General features: G+C 42.6%; 17 protein-coding genes, 2 pseudogenes and 1 other annotated feature. Of the genes and pseudogenes, 10 read left to right on the plus strand and 9 right to left on the minus strand.

Translation table 11 applies throughout. The annotated features are described in order from the left end of the window. Window positions 1–106: 106 nt before the first annotated feature. A complete protein-coding gene (locus tag I4V84_RS15490; protein WP_118579330.1) occupies window positions 107–1,195 on the plus strand; it encodes a hypothetical protein in 1,089 nt (362 codons plus the stop codon). A gap of 13 nt (window positions 1,196–1,208) precedes the next feature. Continuing rightward, window positions 1,209–2,099: a TPM domain-containing protein gene (locus I4V84_RS15495; RefSeq protein ID WP_118579327.1), complete on the plus strand. Its 891-nt coding sequence runs from the start codon at window positions 1,209–1,211 to the stop codon at window positions 2,097–2,099. Window positions 2,100–2,377: 278 nt separating this feature from the next. Here I4V84_RS15495 and I4V84_RS15500 read toward each other — a convergent pair whose 3' ends face one another. Continuing rightward, window positions 2,378–3,733, minus strand: coding sequence for a uracil-xanthine permease family protein (locus tag I4V84_RS15500; protein ID WP_118579324.1), 1,356 nt, complete (start codon window positions 3,731–3,733; stop codon window positions 2,378–2,380). Window positions 3,734–3,787: 54 nt separating this feature from the next. On the opposite strand from I4V84_RS15500, the pseudogene I4V84_RS20855 reads away from it, so the two are divergent. Both I4V84_RS20855 and upp read left to right on the plus strand, forming a co-directional pair. Further along, window positions 3,788–3,946: pseudogene (locus I4V84_RS20855) on the plus strand (DUF6783 domain-containing protein). A gap of 456 nt (window positions 3,947–4,402) precedes the next feature. Next, window positions 4,403–5,032, plus strand: a complete 630-nt coding sequence (gene upp / locus I4V84_RS15505) for a uracil phosphoribosyltransferase (RefSeq protein ID WP_118579383.1) — start codon at window positions 4,403–4,405, stop codon at window positions 5,030–5,032. A gap of 80 nt (window positions 5,033–5,112) precedes the next feature. Here upp and I4V84_RS15510 read toward each other — a convergent pair whose 3' ends face one another. Genes I4V84_RS15510 through I4V84_RS15525 form a run of 4 tightly spaced genes read right to left on the minus strand, consistent with a single transcriptional unit; the run spans window position 5,113 to window position 9,023 of the window. Further along, window positions 5,113–6,750 carry a SpoIIE family protein phosphatase gene (locus I4V84_RS15510; RefSeq protein WP_227198948.1) on the minus strand — a complete coding sequence of 546 codons (1,638 nt, stop codon included), beginning with the start codon at window positions 6,748–6,750 and terminating at the stop codon, window positions 5,113–5,115. Then, window positions 6,747–7,364 carry a GNAT family N-acetyltransferase gene (locus tag I4V84_RS15515; protein WP_195992824.1) on the minus strand — a complete coding sequence of 206 codons (618 nt, stop codon included), beginning with the start codon at window positions 7,362–7,364 and terminating at the stop codon, window positions 6,747–6,749. The genes I4V84_RS15510 and I4V84_RS15515 overlap by 4 nt, the downstream gene beginning before the upstream one ends. Further along, window positions 7,361–8,221, minus strand: coding sequence for a class I SAM-dependent methyltransferase (locus I4V84_RS15520; RefSeq protein WP_195992826.1), 861 nt, complete (start codon window positions 8,219–8,221; stop codon window positions 7,361–7,363). Before I4V84_RS15520 ends, I4V84_RS15515 begins: the two co-directional genes overlap by 4 nt. Before the next feature lie 25 nt (window positions 8,222–8,246). Continuing rightward, on the minus strand, window positions 8,247–9,023 hold the full coding sequence (locus tag I4V84_RS15525) for a TatD family hydrolase (RefSeq protein ID WP_195992828.1): 777 nt from the start codon (window positions 9,021–9,023) through the stop codon (window positions 8,247–8,249). Between the two features lie 267 nt (window positions 9,024–9,290). Here I4V84_RS15525 and I4V84_RS15530 point away from each other — a divergent pair, with 267 nt between their 5' ends. Then, window positions 9,291–9,608, plus strand: coding sequence for a sulfite exporter TauE/SafE family protein (locus tag I4V84_RS15530; protein ID WP_195992830.1), 318 nt, complete (start codon window positions 9,291–9,293; stop codon window positions 9,606–9,608). Next, window positions 9,583–9,984 (plus strand): NAD(P)-dependent oxidoreductase, encoded by a 402-nt coding sequence (locus tag I4V84_RS15535; RefSeq protein ID WP_207748685.1) that lies wholly within the window; start codon window positions 9,583–9,585, stop codon window positions 9,982–9,984. The genes I4V84_RS15530 and I4V84_RS15535 overlap by 26 nt, the downstream gene beginning before the upstream one ends. 96 nt (window positions 9,985–10,080) lie before the next feature. On the opposite strand, the gene I4V84_RS15540 is transcribed toward I4V84_RS15535, so the two are convergent. The 3 genes from I4V84_RS15540 to metG all read right to left on the minus strand — a co-directional run bounded on the left by I4V84_RS15540 (window position 10,081) and on the right by metG (window position 13,111). Then, window positions 10,081–10,572, minus strand: a complete 492-nt coding sequence (locus I4V84_RS15540; RefSeq protein WP_195992834.1) for a MogA/MoaB family molybdenum cofactor biosynthesis protein — start codon at window positions 10,570–10,572, stop codon at window positions 10,081–10,083. Next, window positions 10,569–11,075 (minus strand): cyclic pyranopterin monophosphate synthase MoaC, encoded by a 507-nt coding sequence (gene moaC, locus I4V84_RS15545; RefSeq protein WP_195992836.1) that lies wholly within the window; start codon window positions 11,073–11,075, stop codon window positions 10,569–10,571. The genes I4V84_RS15540 and moaC overlap by 4 nt, the downstream gene beginning before the upstream one ends. 77 nt (window positions 11,076–11,152) lie before the next feature. Beyond that, the gene (gene metG, locus I4V84_RS15550; RefSeq protein WP_195992839.1) at window positions 11,153–13,111 is read right to left on the minus strand and encodes a methionine--tRNA ligase; all 1,959 of its coding nucleotides are present in this window, start codon (window positions 13,109–13,111) and stop codon (window positions 11,153–11,155) included. Between the two features lie 88 nt (window positions 13,112–13,199). Beyond that, window positions 13,200–13,485: a binding site (T-box leader), on the minus strand. A gap of 188 nt (window positions 13,486–13,673) precedes the next feature. Here metG and I4V84_RS15555 point away from each other — a divergent pair. The 4 genes and pseudogenes from I4V84_RS15555 to I4V84_RS15570 form a co-directional block, all read left to right on the plus strand. Continuing rightward, complete coding sequence (locus tag I4V84_RS15555) at window positions 13,674–14,072, plus strand: transcriptional repressor (protein ID WP_118577930.1); 399 nt, start codon at window positions 13,674–13,676, stop codon at window positions 14,070–14,072. A 229-nt stretch (window positions 14,073–14,301) separates the two neighbouring features. Beyond that, on the plus strand, window positions 14,302–14,847 hold the full coding sequence (locus tag I4V84_RS15560) for an NADH peroxidase (protein WP_148463755.1): 546 nt from the start codon (window positions 14,302–14,304) through the stop codon (window positions 14,845–14,847). A 652-nt stretch (window positions 14,848–15,499) separates the two neighbouring features. Continuing rightward, a complete protein-coding gene (locus tag I4V84_RS15565) occupies window positions 15,500–16,285 on the plus strand; it encodes an IS3 family transposase (protein ID WP_243284127.1) in 786 nt (261 codons plus the stop codon). 202 nt (window positions 16,286–16,487) lie between these two features. Next, a pseudogene (locus I4V84_RS15570) lies at window positions 16,488–16,823 on the plus strand (tyrosine-type recombinase/integrase); the annotation flags it as partial. Window positions 16,824–16,872: 49 nt separating this feature from the next. On the opposite strand, the gene I4V84_RS15575 reads toward I4V84_RS15570, so the two are convergent. Next, window positions 16,873–18,288, minus strand: a complete 1,416-nt coding sequence (locus tag I4V84_RS15575) for an Ig-like domain-containing protein (RefSeq protein WP_195992841.1) — start codon at window positions 18,286–18,288, stop codon at window positions 16,873–16,875. Between the last annotated feature and the right edge of the window lie 57 nt (window positions 18,289–18,345).

The raw sequence follows: 18,345 nt of genomic DNA on the forward strand, positions 1-18,345 counted from the left end.
AACCTTGAGGAGATATTTTATTTTAACAACAAAAAAATGCCGTATTTATGCGGCTTTTGGCGTTTCGCAAACGCCTATAAAAAAGCAGCATAAAAGGAGATGAACTATGTCCGATTTACTTGAATATAAATGCCCCTGCTGCGGCGGAGCTATCGAATTCAACAGTACGCTCCAGAAGATGAAATGTCCTTACTGCGACACTGAATTTGATATGGAAACCGTCAAAGAATTTAACGAAGCAGCAGCTAACCAGCAATCTGATGAATTGAACTGGGAAAGTGCTTCAGACAACTCCTGGAAGGAAGATGAAGCCAGCGGAATGTCCGTTTACATATGCCAGTCCTGCGGCGGAGAAATCGTTGCCGATGAAAGCACAGGTGCTTCCTCTTGCCCATTCTGCGGCAATCCAGTGGTAATGTCCGGCAAATTTTCCGGTACCCTGCGTCCGGATTTTATCATTCCGTTTAAGCTGGACAAAAAGGCAGCCAAAGAAGGTCTGACCAAACATCTTCACGGCAAGATCCTTTTACCCAAAGTATTTAAAAAGGAAAATCACATTGACGAGATCAAAGGTGTTTATGTGCCTTTCTGGCTTTTTGACACCGACGCCTCTGCAGATATCCGCTATCATGCCACCAAGACCCGTTTCTGGAGTGACAGCGACTATGATTATACGGAAACCAGCCATTACTCTGTTTTCCGGGCTGGAAACATCGGGTTCGACCAGATTCCGGTAGACGGTTCTTCCAAAATTGACAATGATTTAACAGAGTCTCTGGAGCCTTATGTAATTTCCGAGGCTGTGGACTTTGCCACTCCTTACCTGGCAGGATACGTTGCGGACAAATATGATGTATCCGCAGAAGAATCTGCTGAGCGCGCCAACCAGCGTGTAAGAAAAGCCGCTGAGGATGCTTTTCGCGATACGGTCATCGGTTATGACAGCGTTACCCCTGAAGATACCCGTATTCAGTTAAAAGGCGGTAAAACCCACTATGCCCTTTTCCCGGTATGGCTTCTTTCCACCACCTGGAAGGGCAACCACTATCTGTTCGGCATGAACGGACAGACTGGTAAATTTGTAGGAAATCTGCCTGTAGATAAAGGTATTTTCACTAAATGGTTCCTTGGACTTACTGCAGGTTTTTCCGTTGCTGCTTACGCCATTGCATGGCTGATTCACACATTTTGTTAAGGAGGAACATGCCATGAAAAAACAATCATTTGGAATTATTCTGGCGGCAGTGCTGGGAGCAGGAAGCCTTTTCAGTGCAGTTATTCCAGGCACGGATGCGCTTTTTACTACTGCTTTGCCAGGTACGGGAGCTGTTACGGTACAGGCCGAAGCTTCCAACAGCTTTGGCGGATCCGGCAGTGAGGAAGATGACTCTTATCAGGACTTTGCAGCCTCCGAATTTTCCCTTGTCCTGGACGAGGCGGATCTTCTCACAGATGAAGAAGAATCCCAGCTTCTGGATAAGCTGGAAGCCATCACCGGGGAATACAATCTGGAAGTGGCAGTTGCCACAGTAGAGTCGAAAGACGGCAATGAGATGAACTACTTTACAGATCATTTCTTCGATGAGAATGGTTACGGAACCGGCGAAAACCACGACGGAATCCTGTTCATGGTCAGCATTGGCGACCGTGAATGGCACATTACCACCCACGGATATGGTATGACTGCGTTTAACGATGACGGACTTGCTTATCTGAAGGAAAATGTAGAGCCTCTGTTAAAGGATGAAAACTTCTACGGCGCTTTCGATACCTACGCAGATCTGTGTCAGGATCTGTTGGAAATGGCTGCTAACGGGGAGCCTTATACAGAGCCCTTTTCTTCCATATGGATTCTCATTTCCCTGGGAATCGGTCTTGTGCTTGCGTTTCTGTGTACCATGGGCATGAGAGCCCAGCTGAAAAGCGTACGGACACAGGACAGCGCAGTGGATTATGTGCGCCAGGGAAGTATGGCACTGACAAGATCAAACGATATTTTCCTGTATCACACAGTTACCAAAACAGCGAAACCGAAGGATAGTGACAGTTCCTCCGGCGGCTCAGACAGCGATCACGGAGGTACAGGCGGAAGCTTCTAAAAAGATTCCTTCTTGCAGAATTGCACTGCGGCAGGTCGCCTCGAACGACACCTCCCCTTCCGCCGCAGTGCGATTCTGCCCGGTAATAGGAAATTCCAACAGCATTTCCTATTACAACATAAAAAAGAACTCGATTCATACATGGCAAATAAATGTACTTAGAGCCTCTTTGAAAAAGACTCCCGAATTTATTTGCTTTGAATCGAGTTCTTTTTATATATCAGCTAAACGGACATTTCACCTGCCGGCAGCATCACCATATAGGAAAGCCAGCCGGATCAGTCGTCTTCCATCTCCTCTTTCTTCTTTGCAGTCTCAAACACATAGTCATTTCCCGGAAGAACGGCGTTCAGCAGGATTCCTACAATTGCAGCAAGTGCAAGTCCTGTAAGAGTAATATGTGCGCCTGCGATGGTAAATGTAAGTCCATCGGAAATACCAAGACCACAAACCAGGATAACCGCTGTAATAACCAGGTTACGGGAACGTGTCAGATCTACTTTGTTCTCAACTACATTACGGACACCAACAGCAGAGATCATTCCATAAAGAATAAAACTGATACCACCGATGATCGCAGACGGAAGGGAACTGATCACCTCAGCCATCTTCGGGATAAAGCTGAGGATAACTGCATAAATAGCAGCCAGACGGATTACCTTCGGGTCATAAACACGGCTCAGAGCAAGAACACTGGTGTTCTCTCCGTAAGTTGTATTTGCAGGTCCACCGATCAGTGCTGACAAGGAAGTTGCAAGTCCGTCACCCAGAAGTGTACGGTGAAGTCCCGGATCTTCGATGAAATTGCGGTCAACTGTTGCGGAAATAGCAGAAATATCGCCAATGTGCTCCATCATGGAAGCAATCGCAATCGGCGCCATTGCAAGGATTGCAGTAATGTTAAATTTGCAGAGGAAGAATTTCGGAACACCTACGATCGGCGCGCTTGCTACTCCTGCAAAGCTGAGGATAGCACTTCCATCTGCGTTTGTCATGCCAAGGGCATTCATGATCAGGGCAACCACATAAGAAACAACAATACCCATCAGAATCGGAATAATACGGAACATTCCAACGCCCCAGATATTGAAGAAAATAACAGTTCCAAGTGCGATCAAAGCAAGGATCCAGTTCTGGGATGCGTTGCTGATTGCAGACGGTGCAAGGCTAAGACCAATACAGATAATAATCGGACCAGTTACAACCGGAGGCAGATAACGCATGACGCGCTTTACACCAATTACCTTAACGATCATTGCAAGTACCAGATACAGAAGTCCTGCTACAAACACACCACCGCATGCATATGGAAGCTTCTCTCCATAAGACATGTTGGCAAAAATTCCAGTGTCAAGCTCTGCAACTGTGGCAAATCCGCCAAGAAATGCAAATGATGAGCCCAGGAATGCAGGTACCTTCAGCTTAGTCAGTACATGGAACAGAAGTGTTCCGAATCCGGCACAGAACAGGGTTACCTGAATGGATAAGCCCTCGCCGTGAAAATAGTTATTTACCAGGATCGGCACCAGAATGGTAGCACCAAACATGGCGAACATATGCTGGAGTCCCAGGATCAGCATCTGTGGGATTCCCAGCTTTTTGGCATCATAAATGCCCTCAACTCTGAATTTCATAAATATAGTTCCTCCTTTTCCCTTAGAGCGTGTTTGAAAAAGGCTTTCTGCAAGATGTGCGTCACAATTTGTGGGAGATTTTGTCCGGATGAAGGCGCCGTAGCGGACTACGGCAACTGAATTCGGGCAAAATATACCGCAAAGTGGGGCGTGCAGATTGCGGGAATGATTTTTCAAACACGCTCTAGCGCCTGTTCACGACCTGACTGGTAACGCGCTTCACAATGCACAGAAATCATACATTCGCATGATTTCTTCCAATACGGTCTATACTGTGAACAGCAATCTTGTTATAGTATAAAGTATGCGACAATTTTTTACAATTATTGACTTTCTATAGAAAGTGCGATATGATTTTTACAGTATTCCCATAAAGCATTTTCAATACGCTATAGAGCCTATTTGAAAAAAGTTCTGAAGGGATTGTTAGTTCCTGTTCACTGGTAACGTTCCGCGAGGTGTTTTTTGTGAACAAAGTTCACGGAAAACCCGAGAATTAAGTTTGCGCAGCAAACGCTACTTCTTGTGCTTATCACAAGAAGGTTCGTCTTTCTGTGCATCGCGAAGCGTGTTACTGATCACGGAGTGAACAGTAACGATTGTTATTGCATAGGGCAATGGCAACTTTATCACACTACGGAGGTTTTTATCATGTCAAATTTTTCAGATATGGACAATGTTTTTATTATGGATCACCCGCTGATCCAGCATAAGATTTCCATTCTTCGTAATAAGGAGACCGGAACAAACGAATTCCGCAAACTTATTGAGGAGATTGCAGTTCTTATGGGTTTTGAAGCTCTTCGCGATCTTCCTCTTGAGGATGTTGAAGTTGAGACTCCTATTGAGACTTGCAGAACTCCTATGATTTCTGGTAAGAAGCTTGCTGTTGTTCCTGTACTTCGTGCAGGTCTGGGTATGGTAAATGGTATCACCACTCTGGTTCCGTCTGCCAAGATCGGTCATATTGGTCTTTACCGTGACCCGGTTACTCATGAGCCTCATGAGTACTATTGTAAGCTTCCGGATCCTATCGACCAGCGTCTCATCGTTATGGTTGACCCCATGCTTGCAACTGGCGGCTCTGCTATCTCCGCCGTTAACTTCATCAAACAACATGGTGGAAAGAGCATTAAATGTATGTTTGTTATCGCTGCTCCGGAAGGTCTGAAACGACTTCATGAGGTGCACCCGGATGTGCAGATCTATGTAGGACATCTGGACAGAGAACTGAACGACCGCGCTTATATCTGCCCGGGACTTGGCGATGCAGGCGACAGAATTTTTGGTACTAAATAGATTTTTGACCAGAGCATATTTGAAAAAGGCTGAATTCCGGAAATTATCTCATTTCCAGAATTCAGCCTTTTTTTGCCCGATCATGCTTTTTCCATCTTCGCCTTATACTCTACGCAAAGCATGGTAATATCATCAAACTGCGGTGCCTCTCCCACAAAAGCATCAATATCTTTTTTCACTTCAGGCAGAATTTCTGATGGTGTTCTGTCTTTTACACGATTCAGAACCTGCTCCAGACGCTCCATTCCATAAAGCTGATTTTCTACATTTGTAGCCTCAGTCACACCGTCTGTATACTGGAAGATCAAATCTCCCACATCCAGCGTCATACTGCCGGCTTTATAGTTCATATCTTCAAATCCAGCAAGGACAAAGCCTGGACGGATCTTATATGCCTCAAAACTGCCGCCTGCTTTACAGATAAATGGCATTTCATGTCCAGCATTTACGAAACAGAACTCTCCTGTCACCAGATCCAGCACACCTTCAAAAGCAGTGATAAACAAGCCTTCACTGTTTGCCTCACAAAGAAGATTATTTACAGTAGAGAAAACCTCCCCCAAATCTCTTCCTGGTGTAGTGTGATCCTTGATAAGCGTTTTTCCAATGACCATAAAGAGCGCAGCCGGAACACCTTTTCCGGATACATCGGCCATAACAATTGCCAGATGTGTCTCATCTACCATGAAGAAATCGTAAAAATCACCGCCAACTTCCTTTGCAGGTGTCATAGTTGCATAAATATCAAATTCCTTACGATCCGGAAAAGCCGGGAAAATACATGGCAGCATAGATGCCTGAATATTCCTGGCGATATCCAGCTCAGTGCCGATTCGCTCCTTCTCAGCAGTCACTTTGGACAAATTGGCAATATAATTTTCAAGCTCTTCCATCATAAAGTTGAAAGAGTCACTTAGTGCCTCGATCTCATCACCAGTTTTCATGGTAATTCTCTGATTCTCAAACTTTCCGCTCTCTGTAATCTCCTGGGTAAAATCAGCCAGCCTGCTGATCGGTCTGGTGATTGTCTTTCGCACAAAGACAATATACGCAGCCATCGTCACTGCGATAATGCAAAAAGAAATCAGCAGCATATTGATAAGAAAGGAATTCAGATAATTCCTGACCTCTTTCATATCCAGAATATACTGAATTTCTGCCAGAGCCTTTCCATTCTCGTCCAGAATCACCGAAATGCCCGTGTAATTATAGCCATAGCTGTTGTCCGTCACAAGCGGATGATCCACACCTTTATTCTGCTGATACTGGTTCCATATGGTAATATATTTCTCCATGTCAGCAGGATCATCAGGATTTGCAGCATCAGTGTACAAAATGTCACTTCCATAGGCAATCTGATTCGCAGGATCATCTCCCAATTCCTCAACCAGGGCATCTATGTAGAAATGAACACTGTCTTCATCCGGAACAACCAGAGACAGATATGTAACATCGCCGTCCTTTTTCAGCTTGTTAAACAACGTAACCATTTCCGAATATTCTTCTGTCTTGTCCCCACCTTCTGCCAGGATTTTCTTCACATCCGAAACCGACATCATATCTGCAATACTATTGCTGTTCGTCATTACCCTCTGTGCATATAGATTTTCCAGATAGGATCTGGAGCTTCTATAACTGAAAAGAGAAATGGCAATGGTAAGGATTACACCGATCACGCCAAGTGAAAGTATAAATTTAGGAAGAAGTTTTATTTTCATTTGCAATTCCTTTCCTTAACTTTCTTAAAATAAACCTCTGCATCACACTTGCAGCGTCCTTTGCAATATGGACAATAAAGTTCTTTTTTATTATACCAGATCATCTTTGCAGAAAAAAGATGAACAAACTTACATTCCTGAAGTGCCCTTTCCAGAGGAACTTTACCGCCTGCATTCCAGCAGATGATAAACACTTCCCCTATGCCCTTCTCCGCAAACTGATTCAATGCATAGTTCATAAGCCCAACTGCCAGACCCTGTCTGCGAAATGCTTCTTTTATTCCTACTGACTGAATCTTGCCAACAGGTGCCAAAGTATCCTGCTGGCATACCCGTTGGATTTTCTGTTCCGTAAGCCTGGTATCCTCTGCAATCTGCTTCTCATTGGTAAGATAGTAATAAATATAGCCTGCAAGTTCTCCTTCTGCAGTTCTCAGCAGCAGAAATGCTCGTTCACTGCTTCCAATGGCCTGCTCAAGTTCTTCTTTCTGATATAGATTTTCGCCTACGCACCGGTCCATAAGCTGCAGTGTTTCTTCAATATCCTCTTTTTCCAATGAACACAGACAAAATTCTCTGCCAGAAGCCCCAAGCCAGCCTGTCTTTTGTGTCATAAGCTTCCCCTCTCACAGGACAAAATCTGCATGCCCATTGTAATCTCCGATTCCTCACTCAGAATCAGCTGCTGAAGTTCTTCATAATTCTTCTTCAGCCAGTTCTGCCAGTCCTGATATTTTCTGTTATCCGGTTCTTCCGCCAGCAAGATTTCCACATCCTCGGGCAAATAGGAAAAAAAGGTCTGGAAAATATCTTCTTTTTGCTGCTGTTCGCCTTTGGCAGCGGAAATCCCCTTGCACCAGACATGGATATGATCGTATCCGCAGTTGGTCAGCCAGCCGGGAACGGCCTGACCGGTTTCTCTTTTTCCTGCGTATTTGTCCTCTTTTAAGATATCCAGAAACTGTCCAAGAAAATTCTTTTCATCTGGAGCCAAAGTGGATATGCGGTCATTGCTTTCTGTGATAAAAATCACTCCGCCTTTTTTCAAAAAATTCTTCAATGTGCGAAGCAGCTTTTCCCCATCATGCAAATGCATTAATACAAAAGAAAGACAGATCAGATCAAATTCTCTGTCTTCCGGTTCCGTGCATAGCTTCTGAAAATCCGCGGAAAACGAATCCCGATCCACATCCATCTGATAAAAAGAAAATTTAGTATTTCCGTACTGACTGTTGGCTCTTTCCACAAGCTGCTGATTATACTCCAGGCCAATCACCCTGGAAATCCTGTCATCTGAAAAGCGGTGAAAGGTTCGGGCTCCATCATTGCAGCCAATATCCAGAACAGAAAGTTCTGACTTTCCCTTAAAAAAATGCTCTAACGCAGGTTTCTCTGCCTGTGACAACAGCAAATTCTGTCTTCTCAGTCGTTCCCTCTCTTTTTCTTCCTGAAATACTAACTGACTTTGCACTACTTGTCTCCTTGTCCGTCAAAATTTATGCTCTGAATAATAACCGCTTCGCATTCTCTTCCGTCACTGCAATTACTTCTTCTGCAGTAATTCCCTTGATCTGCGCCAGGGCTTCTGCAACATAGGGCAGATTCAAGGAGGAATTTCTCCTGCCTCGATTGGGCTCCGGTGCCATGTAAGGGCAGTCCGTTTCCAGAACGATCTGGGACAGCGGCGCTATGGCAGCTACTTCTTTCAGCTTCTTTGCATTTTTGAAAGTAAGCACGCCGCCAATGCCAAGATAAAGTCCCATTTTCAAATATTCCGCCGCAATCTCCTTACTGTAGGAAAAGCAGTGAATGATTCCTCCGGACATATCTTTTTTCATATATTCCTTTACAATCTCCAGAGTGTCCTCGGCTGCATCCCGGCTGTGGATCATAAATGGCAGTTTCTCCTCCCTAGCAATGTCCATCTGCGCCCGGAACATCTCCTGCTGCTGTTTATGCTCCGCCTCTTCCTTATGCCAGTAATAGTCCAGACCAATTTCTCCGATGGCGACCATTTTCTCCAAATGGGAAAGACGCCGGATCTCATCCAGAGTATCCTGTGTCATAATTCCTGCATCGTCGGGATGAACCCCCACTGCGCCATACACAAAAGGATACGCTTTTATCAATTCCAAGGTCCCGCCAAATCCCCCGACGGACGCGCACACATTTACAATACAGCCCACTCCCCCGTCTTTCATGGAAGAAAGGAGCTGATCTCTGTCTTCGTCAAATGCCTCATCATCATAATGTGCATGTGTATCAAATATCATTTTTCTGCCTCATTTTTCTTTGAGATACAACAATTATAGCATACAAAAATCATACCAGTAAAGTGTTATAAACCGCTTTATGAAAGTTCTATTTCAGTGTTACTGTGAATGGAACGAACATCAAACTATTTTAAATACAATTTCAAAAACAGTAAAAAAATACTTGACAATTCAGAAGATTCGACCGATAATGTGAAAAACAAATCAGCAAAGAAGCCGGTGCAGATATGCGCTGGCTTTTTTTATACTCGTTATTGGGAGGCGCCTATGGAACTACATTTATCTACATTTGTAATAATAAGCATATCCTTCTTTTTTGCAGGAATCATTGATGCCGTATCCGGAGGCGGAGGTCTCCTCACCCTTCCCACCTTTATGCTCACTGGATTCCCGGTGCATCTGATTGCAGGAACAAACCAGTGTTCCTGTCTTCTCGGCGGCTTCACATCACTTTATAAGTTTATAAAAAGCGGACATGTTTACTGGTTCACTGCATCCATAGCAGGAATAAATGCTGATATCATAGAGCAAAGGACAGTGACGGAAAATGAAAAGCCAGATGAAAATGATCTCATATACTGTTGAACCGGAAGAACTTCCTGTTTTTGAGAAGTATTACCAGAATTACAATATAGACCTTAAGCTTCTCAGCGAAAAACCTACACTAATAAATACTGCCCGGAGTTCCGTCATTGATTCAACAGCACTTATTCAAGCACTTGAAAGCGGCCATATTGCAGGAGCAGGTCTTGATGTAATTGATGGAGACCGGAATATTTATTACCGAGATCACAAAAATCAGATGATTATACATCACGAAATGGCAATCTTAAACTCTATGCCTAATGTACTTATGCTGCCTCACGCCGCATATTTTACAGATCAGGCACTGGAAGATATGGTGCACAACTCTCTGGTTGTAACAAGCCAGTATTTTAAAACTATGAAAGAGCAGCCATAAGCAGTCTTCGTCAGCTCCCAAACTGAGAATCCCCTCCACAAAAGCAACTGCTGCATAGTGGAGGGGATTCTCATTTACTATAAAATTTATGAATATTTACTGCCTTGCACAATTTCCAGCTTCCCCGGCCATAATCTCAATACCATGGCCAAGAGCTCCAATAATGTATTCCAGACTCTCCTTTACTGCTTTCGGACTGCCTGGAAGATTAATAATCAGAGTCTTTTTTCGGATTCCGGCTGTAGCGCGGCTGAGCATGGCGCGTTTTGTGATCGTCATGCTGTAGGCGCGGATGGCTTCCGGGATTCCAGGGACCTTACGTTCTATGATATCTTCGGTAGCCTCCGGCATAATATCCCGCGGGGAAAAGCCAGTTCCACCAGTAGTCAAAATCAGTTCTGCCTGATTCTCATCTGCGATTTCCGCCATTCGTCTGGAAAGCATGGCACGGTCATCCGGAAGAATATCCATAGATACTACCTGATAGCCTTCTCTTTCTGCAATTTCCTTAATTGCCGGACCGCTTAAATCTTCCCGCTTGCCCTGAAATCCCATATCACTGGATGTGATAATTGCTACTCGTTTCATTTTTCTCCCCCCTTCGTTTTTATTTCTTTGAATAAAAAATCTCCACTCTTACCACCAGTTTTCTCTACCAGGTGAATATCCGTCATCACCATATGCTTGTCGATTGCCTTGCACATATCATAAATTGTAAGAAGAGTCACCTGCACACCTGTAAGGGCTTCCATTTCCACACCGGTTTTACCGTCTGTCTTCACAGTGCAAAAAGTGCGGATAATTTCATTTTCTTTTTCAATTTCGAAATCAATGGTACATTTGGTAACCGGCAAAGGATGGCACATAGGTACCAGATCCGAGGTGTGCTTCACAGACATGATCCCGGCAACTCTGGCAACGCCAAGAACGTCTCCCTTTGCCACAGTGCCTGCAGTAAGATGCTCCATGATTTCTGCTCCAACCTGGATAGAACCTGTTGCAATTGCAGTTCTGTGGGTAATCGGTTTATCCGAGACATCCACCATAACAGCATTACCATTTTTATCAAAATGGCTTAGTTTATTACACATAATTCGTCCCTTTTTATAACAATATTAACCTATTGTATTATATTCCGGCTATATCAGATGGACGCTTCCGGTCAAAATCAGCAGATTTCAGATCCTGTCGGCATATTTTTTTCAGGGCTGACTACGCATACATTTCCCTCAGCATCCTCTGCGCAGAGAATCATTCCCTCACTAAGAATTCCTGCAAGTTTCGCTGGTTTTAAGTTGGTTACTACCATAACCTTTTTGCCAACCATTTCCTCTGGTGTATAGTAAGCCTTGATTCCAGATACGATCTGGCGAACCTGGCTTCCAATCTTAACCTGGGAGCAAAGAAGCTTCTTGGATTTCTTCACCGCCTCACAGGCAATAACCTCACCAACCTGGAACTGAAGCTTTGCGAAATCATCAAATGTGATCTCCGGCTTCGCCTCAATATCTACAACCTTCTCCTCTGGCTTTTCTTCCTTCGGCTCTTCTTTCGGTGGATGAAGCTCGTTTACTTTTTCCATAACTTCTTTGATGTCCATACGGGCAAAAAGGATCTCCGGTTTGTCTGTTACCTTGTTTCCTGACGGATACAGTCCAAATGTCTTCAGATCCTCAAGAGTTCTCTCAGAAGCATTTAACTGACCAAGGATTCTCTTTGTTGTGTCCGGCATAAAGGACTCAAGAAGAGTGGTTCCAATGCAAATGCCCTCAACCAGATTGTAAAGAACGGTTGCAAGACGATCCTGTTTGGACTCATCCTTTGCAAGTGCCCATGGCATTGTCTCATCAATATATTTGTTGCAGCGTTTGAAAATAGTGAACACTTCTGTGATGGCATCTGCTACACGAAGTTTCTCCATCTTTGCATCAACCTTTGCAGGAACAGAAAGAATGAAGCTCTTCAGATCATCGTCAACAGGTTCTGTTACGCCTTTATTCTCTACCACGCCGCCAAAGTATTTGTTTGACATGGAGATGGTACGGTTTACCAGGTTTCCAAGAGTATTTGCCAGCTCGGAATTCATACGCTCTACCATCAGCTCCCAGGTGATCACACCATCGTTGTCAAACGGCATTTCATGAAGTACGAAATAACGGACAGCATCAACGCCGAAGAAATCAACCAGCTCGTCTGCGTAGATAACGTTTCCTTTGGATTTGCTCATTTTTCCATCGCCCTGGAGAAGCCACGGATGACCGAATACCTGCTTCGGAAGAGGCAGATCCAGTGACATCAGGAAGATTGGCCAGTAAATAGTATGGAAACGGATGATATCTTTTCCAATAAGATGAAGGTCGGCAGGCCACATCTTGTTAAACAGTTCAGAATTGTCTCCATCGCAATCATAACCGATTCCGGTAATATAGTTGGTCAGGGCATCCAGCCATACATATACAACATGCTTCGGATCAAAGTCTACCGGAATTCCCCATTTGAAAGAAGTTCTGGATACGCACAGATCCTGAAGTCCCGGAAGAAGGAAGTTGTTCATCATCTCGTTCTTACGGGATTCCGGCTGAATGAATTCCGGATGTGTCTTAATGTGCTCAATCAGACGGTCTGCGTATTTGCTCATTTTGAAGAAATAAGCCTCTTCTTTGGCTGGTACGCATGGGCGTCCGCAGTCCGGACATTTTCCATCTACAAGCTGGGATTCTGTGAAGAAGGACTCACATGGAGTACAGTACATTCCCTCGTACTCTCCCTTGTAGATGTCCCCTTTTGCATACATTTTCTTGAAAATCTTCTGAACCTGTTTCTCATGGTCTTCATCTGTGGTACGGATGAATTTGTCATAGGATGTGTTCATCAGATCCCAGATGCTCTTGATCTGACCGGATATGTTATCAACGAATTCCTTAGGTGTAACACCTGCTTCTTCTGCTTTCAGCTCAATCTTCTGGCCATGCTCGTCAGTTCCGGTCTGGAAAAATACGTCGTAGCCCTGCTGTCTTTTATAACGCGCAATGGCGTCTGCCAGAACCGCCTCGTAGGTATTGCCAATGTGCGGCTTGCCGGATGTATAGGCAATGGCTGTGGTGATGTAATATTTTGGTTTACTCATTGTATTTCCTCCTTTTCTGTGTAACAAAAAGAGCTGGTTAAACTTCTCCTTCCTGTCACAACATAAAAAAACGTCTTCTCAAATATACTGAGAAGACGAGTTATCCCGTGTTACCACTTCTATTCATTCCCGCCTCACGGTACAGATGGAAAAACCATCTTCGGGAATCTCACCGGGTACCTTCATACCCTTACGCTATAACAGGCGTTCCTGTCGCAGCCTAAATTACTTCAACTGCGCCCCTCCAAAGCCATCTTCCATCTGTTCCATACACACCCCCTCTCAGCCTGGAAAAGCAACTCTTAACTGCTCATCTCCCGGGGGATTCTCTGTAATGCGGTACGCAAATGTACTCTCTTTTTCTATGGGTTTGGCTTATAAATTCATATAAAAGAGCGTATCACATTTTAATGGGTTTGTAAACCCAAATTTATCATTTTACAGCGATGCAATATTTATAATTTTAGTGTAAATTTAGCCAAATTACTATTGACAAATTTGCAATTATCTTGTATATTAATATCAGTAACAATTACTATTATTGAGAGAAAGGAGGAATCAGATGGCCACATTGAAATACAGCCGCCAGAGAGAATCTATTAAGGAGTTTCTTACTGGCAGAACCGACCATCCCACCGCTGATTTTGTTTATGAGAATATGAAGCAGATTTATCCAAACATCAGCCTTGGAACTGTATACCGAAACCTCTCTCTTCTCGCTGATCTGGGTGAAATACAGAAGCTTTCCAGCTTTGGCGGAGCAGACCGATTCGATGCCCGCACCGTTCCCCATTGTCACTTTATGTGCACCCGCTGCGGCAGAGTGATGGACGTATTCAGCGAACATATTGATAAAAGCCTTGAGAGTATTGCAGCTGACTTTAAGGATGGTCAGATTTCCGATTATAAAGCAAGATTTTTCGGAATTTGCAAGGAATGCCTGAAGGAAGAGTCTCACTAATCAGTTGAATAAATTTTTCATTTTCTGATCATAGCTATTCTGTAGGGAATTACAGCCGCTCGACAAGCAATGGCCACAGCACCAAACTTTAAGTGAACATTCGATCCTGTTAGAAAAAAGTTTCAATAACTCTTGACAAGCAAGAAACAATATGTTACCATAAAACAGTAATAATTACTATTATTAAAAACTAAATAAAAATTTTATATAAGAAAAGGAGAATTTAATTATGGCTAAATGGGTATGTAGTGTATGTGGTTATGTTCATGAAGGTGACACAGCTCCGGAAGTATGTCCAATCTGCAAGGCTCCGGCTGAGAAATTTACGAAACAGGATGATGAAATGGCATGGGCAGCTGAGCATGTTGTGGGCGTTGCTAAAGGTGTCAGCGAAGACATCCTTGCTGATTTAAGAGCAAACTTCGAGGGCGAGTGCTCTGAGGTTGGTATGTATCTTGCTATGGCACGTGTTGCTCACAGAGAAGGATATCCGGAAGTTGGTATGTATTATGAGAAAGCTGCTTATGAGGAAGCAGAGCACGCAGCTAAATTCGCTGAGTTATTAGGTGAAGTTGTTACAGACAGCACCAAGAAGAACCTTGAGATGCGTGTAGCAGCTGAGAACGGCGCTACAGCTGGTAAGACTGATCTTGCGAAACGTGCTAAAGCAGCTAACCTTGACGCAATCCATGATACAGTTCATGAAATGGCAAGAGACGAGGCAAGACACGGAAAAGCATTCGCTGGTCTTCTTAAGAGATATTTCGGAGAATAAGAAAGCCGCATAAAATAAGGATTATCAAAAGAGGGAATAGAGACATCTGTTCCCTCTTTTTTTGCTGCTTTTGCAGATTTTTTATATTTCCTGTGTCCTTTGCGTGTCCTGCTGCCTTTTTGAAAATCCTAAATGCAAGAAAATCTGTCCTTAAAAAATGTGTCCCGCATTTTAGTTGTTGTCTTAGAGGGAAATCTTGGGCTTAGAATATCTGATATTCTGAGCCTGCGGCTCTCCGATATTGTAAGGGATGGCGACAGATACAGATTAGAGATAACTGGTGCTAGAATATAAATAGTACAAGCCAAAATGAGAAATTCCAAATACACATAAGCATGATACAATAGAGGCATGCTGAAGGAGGATCTCATATGGCAAAGCAACATGACAAACAATTTAAACTTGATGCAGTCCAGTAATATCAGGATCACAAAGATCTCGGGGTACGTGGATGTGCAGAAAATCTTGGCATCGGATACAGCACATTAACAAAATGGCTGAAAGACTTCCGGAAATCAGGTGATATTCCTGTTCATGGTTCTGGTAATTATGCATCTGATGAGCAGAAGGAAATTGCCCGTCTCAGACGTGAATTACGTGATGCCCAAGATGCACTTGATGTGTTAAAAAAAGCAATCAACATTCTGGGAAAATGACGGAAGCCATTTATCTTGAAGTGTCTGAGAAGACGGAAGCTGCCAAAAAGGCTGGGCACCGGGTTTCCGTCTCCGGAATGTTGAAATTTTTAGGTGTCTCTCGCTCAGGATATCTTGCATGGCTCCACCACGTACCTTCTGATACAGAAAAACGTCGTAAAGCTGTAAAAGCAAAAATACAGGATATTTATGATGATTCCAAGCAGAACTACGGTGCTCCGAAAATCACTGTAGAACTTCGAAAAACTGGTGAAGTCATTTCGGAAAGAACCGTTGGTACATATATGCGCCAAATGGGAATCCGTGCTCAGTGGAGCAAACCATGGACGATCACCACAAAAGATTCCGATTTCAGCACTGAATTACAAAATATCCTTGATGGGCAATTTAATCCTGATCGTCCGAATGCAGTCTGGTGTTCGGATATTACCTACATCTGGACAATAGATGGATTTGTCTATCTGACCAGTGTTATGGATTTATTTTCCAGAAAAATCATAGCCTGGACGCTTTCAGAAACACTGGAAGTATCTTGCGTGATTGATACTATAAACAAAGCCAAAGCTCGCCGAAATATCGATCAACCATTAATTATCCATTCGGATCGTGGCAGCCAATATGTTGCAAAGGAATATAAAAAAGCAACCGAAAATATGCAGCGCAGTTATTCGAAGAAAGCTTTCCGTGGGATAATGCATGCATTGAATCCTTTCATTCTACTATCAAACGTGAATGGCTCAATCGCTTTAAAATTCGCGACTATAAGCAGGCATACCAGTTGATTTTTGAATATCTGGAAGCTTTCTACAATACGAAACGAATTCATAGCCATTGCAACTATATGTCGCCAAACGAATTGGAACGAGTGTATGAAAGAACACACACTGAGGCTGAGCTTCTGGCAGGTTAAAATGGGGAGAAATTTCTCATTTTAACTTGTACTAAATCTTGACATAGGACCAAACAGAACAGAAAACAAAAAAGAAACGAGTTTTTACAGTTCCCCTTGTTATTCAGCAGTATATTGAAAATTATTGTTTGAGAAATGGACTCGAAAAAACTGAAAGGATTTTTGATCTGACTGAAAGGACAATCAATAAACAGCTTGCTCTTGTCTGCGATTACCTTGGATTTGAGGGAATCAGAACACACTCTTTCAGAAAGTGGTATGCAACAGAAATTTACAAAAATAATGGCTACGATATTACTTTAGTCCAACGACTGCTCCAACATAGTTCTGCTGCCATTACACAGCGTTATATTGGAATAGAGCCACAGCGGATAGAAGAAGCCATTGAGGGACACACACAGTTATTATAAAAGGGAGCCGAAAAGCTCCCTCCATAGTTTGCAATCTTGAATTTTTTTACTAACCTACCATCCTTTTGGAAACTCCGTAAAAAGAATCTTTCTGATTGTCATCTAACTTGATATATCCTCTCTGTCCATTGTATTTGAAAATCATATAGTTATTATTGTCTTTTGAACAAAATCTCTCTAAAGTAGCAACAGCACCTTTTTTTAGAGTAAAGTTATTTTTCCCACTTGGAGAACTATAAAAAACAAGATTTTTCATTGCTACAAATTTGTTATCATAAAAATAATTTTGGTAACCATCCTGATAATACTCTGAGGTTAATTTACTCTTGTCTTTGTAATATAAAGAAGTTGCAGCGGCTGTATCAGACGCTCTTTTAAATACACCATTTGAATATACATAAGTATATTCCACGTTAACTGTGCCTGTAAGATATGGTTGAATTAAGTATTTTATTTTGATCGTATTATTTCCATTAAATGCTATATCATCAAGTATGGTGTAAGCATGTGAAAAACCACCCAATTTTTCATTTAATACTGTTTGAAATTTATTAGTTGCCTTATTATATTGAATAAAGAAATCGTCTTCGGAATATGAATAACCACTTTGAACTCGTATTATCTGAATATTATTTTTTAATGCTATATAGGATATACAAATATTATCACTCGATAATGCAAACTTCTGTGCATTTTTCCCATTTACAGATATTGATAACGTGCCATTAAATTTATTATCAGACCATCCAATTCCTGTGGCTTGGATATCAAGCTGATCTGCATTTCCGTCTCCTGTCAGATCAATTTTGGTATGTAATTCATGATTTCCATAGACAACATTTATCATACCTAAATTCAGCTTTACTCCAATAATAGCTGTATGAATTGGAGTGTTATTAGATGGTGTATTCGTTGTTCCTACCGTAATTTTACAAGTTGCTTTCTTCCCACTTCCATCTTTCACTTTCACTGTAATTGTGGCAGTTCCATTTCCAACAGCTTTCACAACACCTTTTGAAGATACTGTTGCTACTTTTTTATTGCTTGAACTCCAAGTTACTGCTTTATTGTTAGCACTGCTTGGAGAAATCGTTGCTTTTAAAGTAAGAGATTTCCCCTTTTTAAGTGTAGCTGATGTTTTATTCAGCTTTATGCTTTTTACCGGCTGCTTAACAGTTACTTTGCAAGCGAGTTTTTTCTTTCCATATTTTGCAGTAATTACCGCAGTTCCTTTTTTCTTAGCCTTTACAACACCTTTTGAAGATACTGTTGCTACACTCTTTTTGCTGCTTGTCCAAGTAATTTTCCCCTTTGTTCCACTTGCTTTCAAAGTGTAAGTTTTTCCAACATTAAGGGAAATACTCTTTTTGTTCAACTTTGCCGCACTGGCTGAAACTGGCATGGCAATCACGCTTAACAGTAAACAGCACAATAGCATAACTGACAGTTTTTTGATTCTTTTCATACTCCTTTTCCTCCTTGGATTTTTTCTTTCATAGTACCATGCTGTCCATTTTTTTTA

Origin of the sequence: Ruminococcus sp. 1001713B170207_170306_F1, from assembly GCF_015668065.1 — a bacterium.
Classification (GTDB): domain Bacteria; phylum Bacillota; class Clostridia; order Lachnospirales; family Lachnospiraceae; genus Blautia_A; species Blautia_A faecis.